Origin of the sequence: uncultured Gemella sp. (genome assembly GCF_963537375.1) — a bacterium.
Taxonomy (GTDB): Bacteria; Bacillota; Bacilli; order Staphylococcales; family Gemellaceae; genus Gemella.
On sequence record NZ_CAUTDQ010000072.1, the window covers coordinates 1 to 4,129 of the forward strand.

Consider the following 4,129-nt stretch of genomic DNA (forward strand, 5'->3'; position numbering starts at 1 on the left):
GCAGTCATTATAACTACTACGCTATTCTAAGTCTAACTTTTTGGGGTCAGATCATCGCCCCTTAAGTCTTTTTTTATGACATTTGTCATATTACTTCATGACATTACCTACTAAAAGGTAACTTCCTACTTTGATATAATTTAATTATCAAAGATGAGGTGAACAAAATGTCATTAAATAACATTATAGAAGTAAAAAATATAACAAAAACAATTAAAGGAAAAAATATCTTAGATGATATTTCTTTTAAAGTAAATTCTGGTGAATGTATTGCTTTAATTGGGCCTAATGGAGCTGGTAAAACTACTTTAATGAATTGTCTATTAGGAAATAAATTTATCAATACAGGTTCAATAAAAATTAATTCTTTAAATCCAGGAAACCAAAAGCTAAAAGAATTTCTTAACATACTTCCTCAGGAAAATGTTGTTCCTGAAAAACTAAAAGTAAAAGAATTACTTGGCTTTATTCAAAAATTATATAAGAATCCATTAACAAATGAAGAAATCGATGAACTACTAAGATTTAATGATTCTCAAAAAGATAATTTCGCTTCTAAATTATCTGGTGGTCAAAAAAGATTATTATCTTTTATTATCACATTAATAGGAAGACCAAAATTAATTTTCTTGGATGAACCAACAGCTGGAATGGATACATCAACACGTATTAGATTTTGGGAAATAGTGAATAACTTAAAAAATAAAGGGCTAACTATTATTTATTCTTCACATTACATCGAAGAAGTAGAACATACTGCAGATAGAATCTTAGTTCTAAATAAAGGAAAACTAGTTCGTGATACTACTCCACATGCTATGCGTGCTGAGGAAATTGAAAAATACTTCACACTACCTATAAAATATCTAGATTTATTAAAAGATAATGATATTATAAATAATTTAGAAATAAAAACAGATAATATTAATTTCTTAACAAAAAAACCAGATGAAATATGGAACATATTACAACAAGCTGGTTGTACATTTAAAGAAATTGAAATTCAAAATAGAACACTATTAGATAGTATTTTTGTAACTACAAAAGATAATGGAGGAGCTAAATAATGAAAAATCTTGCCAACTTATTAAAAATAGAATTTATATTCATAAAAAGAAACTTAACTAATTTTATTATGGGATTAGGCTTTCCAGTTATCTTCTTTATAGTATTTTCTGGAATGCAGGAATTTGGTGATCCTGAAACAAAGGTACGTGCAGTAAAAGATATGTTAATATCTATGACTGCATTCAGTAGTATAAGTTTTGCCCTATTTTCTCTTCCTATCTCTATAAAAGAAGATGAGAAAAATAACTATCTACATATTTTAAACAATTCACCTGTAAAAATATCTGAATACTACTTTGCTCGTTTTATTCGTCTAATAATAACATTTATTATATCAATAGTTGCTGTGTTCGTCATCGGGCATATTGTTAGAGGTGTTAATATGACAGCTCGTGAATGGATTATGTCGGCTATTCTAATGCTAATCGGTAGTATTACATTTTTAGGTATGGGATTACTTCTAAGTCTTATTAAATCAGAAGAAAAACTTTCATTACTTGCTAATATATTATACCTAGGACTTGCTATGTTAGGTGGACTTTGGTGGCCTACTTATCTTTTCCCAGAATGGCTACAAAATATATCAAAACTGACACCTACATATCATTTATTGGAATTCGTTAATAAATATATTAAAGAAGATATTTTCTCTTATAAATCATTAGCAATTCTTCTAACTTACTCAGTCGTATGTATAATTGCTACATTGGTAATAAAAAACAGACGAGAATCAAAATAATAACATAGGAGTGCGAATAAATTATTCACACTCTTATATTATTGTGGTATTATTAAAGAATAAGGAGACTGAAATGCACAAAAAATTATTAAACTTATTAAAAGGAAAATATATATTTTATTTAACATTGGTATTTTTCATATTTCCACTCGTATATATTATTGAAGGAAGTTATCCCAAATATGTATTATTCTTAACTATTTTAGCAATTATATCATACATAGGAATGTTATATACAAAAAATAAAGTTCTTGTTTTTATAGAGTGGTTTATTCTAACTGGATATATCACTTATACAACTATTGTTTTCAATCCAATGAACATTCTATTTAGTTATTATCTAAGTAATCTACTCGTTTGGCATTTTCAAGATAAATATTTTACTTATAGGACAATTAGTTTTTTCATAACAATAAATTGTTTAACACTATATATAATTGCAAACCCTACTATAAACATCGGTGATCGAATAATCCTATTTATTTTTTGTTCTATGTGTATCATAACCTATTTTTCACAAAAATATAGTTACGAAAGAAATAAATTAAAAAATGAACGTTTAAAACACAATGAACATATTAATCTACTTCTTGCTGAGAATGAAAGAAATAGAATCGGACGAGACTTACATGATAGTATCGGTCATACTTTTGTAATGCTAAAATTAAAAGCAGAACTCGCTGAAAAATATTTAGAAAAAAATAATATTGAATCAGCCAGAAAAGAACTTAAAGAAATTAGTGAAATCAGTAGTGCTTCTATGACAGAAACACGATCTATAATTAATAAATTAAAACATAGAAGTATTAATGAAGAATTAAAAGTTATTTCGGATATTATGACAATGGCTGATATTTCATTAGATATTAAGACTAATATGACTACGTCTCCATCTCAACTAGTTGAATGGACTATTACCATGGTTCTAAAAGAATTAACAAATAATGTTATTAAACATAGTAATGCTAATAAATGTAATATTGAAATAAATGAATCTAGTAATAACTACACTGTTATTATCTCTGATAATGGTAGAGGTTTTGAAAGTATCGACGGAACTGAACTAGCTTCTATAAGAGAAAGAATTAAACTAGTTAATGGGGTAATAGATATAACATCAAAAAAATCACCTACAACTATCAAAGTAACAATTAGGAAATAAAAACAGGAGGATAATATGAAATTACTTATCGCTGAAGATCAAAGTATGTTACGAGATGCTATGGCAACATTACTATCAATGCAAGATAGTGTTGAAAGTGTACTTCAAGCTAAAAATGGAAAAGAAGCTATAGATTTAATTTCTACTAATGATATCGATGTAGCTATACTTGATGTAGAAATGCCTGAAGCAACCGGATTAGACGTACTAGAATATATTCGTAGCAATAACATACATTGTAAAGTTGTTATTGTGACAACTTTTAAACGTATGGGATATTTTGAACGCGCCATAAAAAATAACGTAGATGCCTATGTACTAAAAGATCGCTCAATCGATGAGCTTATGAAAACTATTAACAACGTCTTAGCAGGACACAAAGAGTACTCACCAGAACTAATGGAAAATATCTTCAATAGTCACAATCCATTAACAAATCAAGAAAAAATTATTCTTTTAAAAATTAAAGAAGGATTATCGAATAAAGAAATCGCTAATGAACTGTTTTTATCTGAAGGAACTATCAGAAACTACATTTCTAATATACTTACAAAATTAAACTGTAAGAATCGAACTGAAGCTGTAAAAAAATCTACTGAGGAAGGATGGCTTTAGATGACAAGAAAACTTTCTATAAAATTATCATTACTTTCATCAATATTATATATAGCTCTAACATTAATATACTTTACTTATACAATATCAAAAATTAATCATTCTGACAGTCCTAGCGCAGGTGCTGGTTTAGGATTGCTACTTGCGTTCCTAGTACCACACTACTTTATGCTCTTAATAGCAGTTATTTTTAATATTGTTATCTCATTAATAAAATTTACAAAAAATTATTTAATTATTATAAACATTATATTGTATATCATCGCTGGTGCACTAGGGATTTATATCGGATTTTTCTTTATTATTTCTATTATTTTCCAAATAATATTCTTGATAATTGCGTATAATAAATAAAATAGGAACAACTTACAGTCCTAAATTTTTAAAAAAGTGGATATGATAACTCATAGACGCAGTGGTTTATTGATTTCAAAAATCGCTTTATAAAAGCTTTTTTGAAATCTAATAAACTGTGCGGGGGTGACTCGACAAAATCGATTTTGATATGTACCCAGAATTCTGGACACATATATATTTAGTTTAGA

Annotated in this window: 5 protein-coding genes; all 5 read left to right on the plus strand. The window is 27.2% G+C overall.

Annotated features, from left to right (window positions below):
* The first annotated feature begins 167 nt into the window (after positions 1 to 167).
* Positions 168 to 1,067, plus strand: a complete 900-nt coding sequence (locus RYK99_RS08740; RefSeq protein ID WP_314991844.1) for an ABC transporter ATP-binding protein — start codon at positions 168 to 170, stop codon at positions 1,065 to 1,067.
* Entirely contained in the window at positions 1,067 to 1,807 is a 741-nt protein-coding gene (locus tag RYK99_RS08745) for an ABC transporter permease (protein WP_314991845.1), read from the plus strand. The genes RYK99_RS08740 and RYK99_RS08745 overlap by 1 nt, the downstream gene beginning before the upstream one ends.
* Positions 1,808 to 2,300: 493 nt before the next feature.
* Positions 2,301 to 2,969, plus strand: coding sequence for a histidine kinase (locus RYK99_RS08750; RefSeq protein ID WP_314991846.1), 669 nt, complete (start codon positions 2,301 to 2,303; stop codon positions 2,967 to 2,969).
* Between the two features lie 15 nt (positions 2,970 to 2,984).
* Positions 2,985 to 3,584, plus strand: a complete 600-nt coding sequence (locus tag RYK99_RS08755; protein ID WP_314407014.1) for a response regulator transcription factor — start codon at positions 2,985 to 2,987, stop codon at positions 3,582 to 3,584.
* Positions 3,585 to 3,938 (plus strand): hypothetical protein, encoded by a 354-nt coding sequence (locus tag RYK99_RS08760; protein WP_314991847.1) that lies wholly within the window; start codon positions 3,585 to 3,587, stop codon positions 3,936 to 3,938.
* Positions 3,939 to 4,129: the final 191 nt, after the last annotated feature.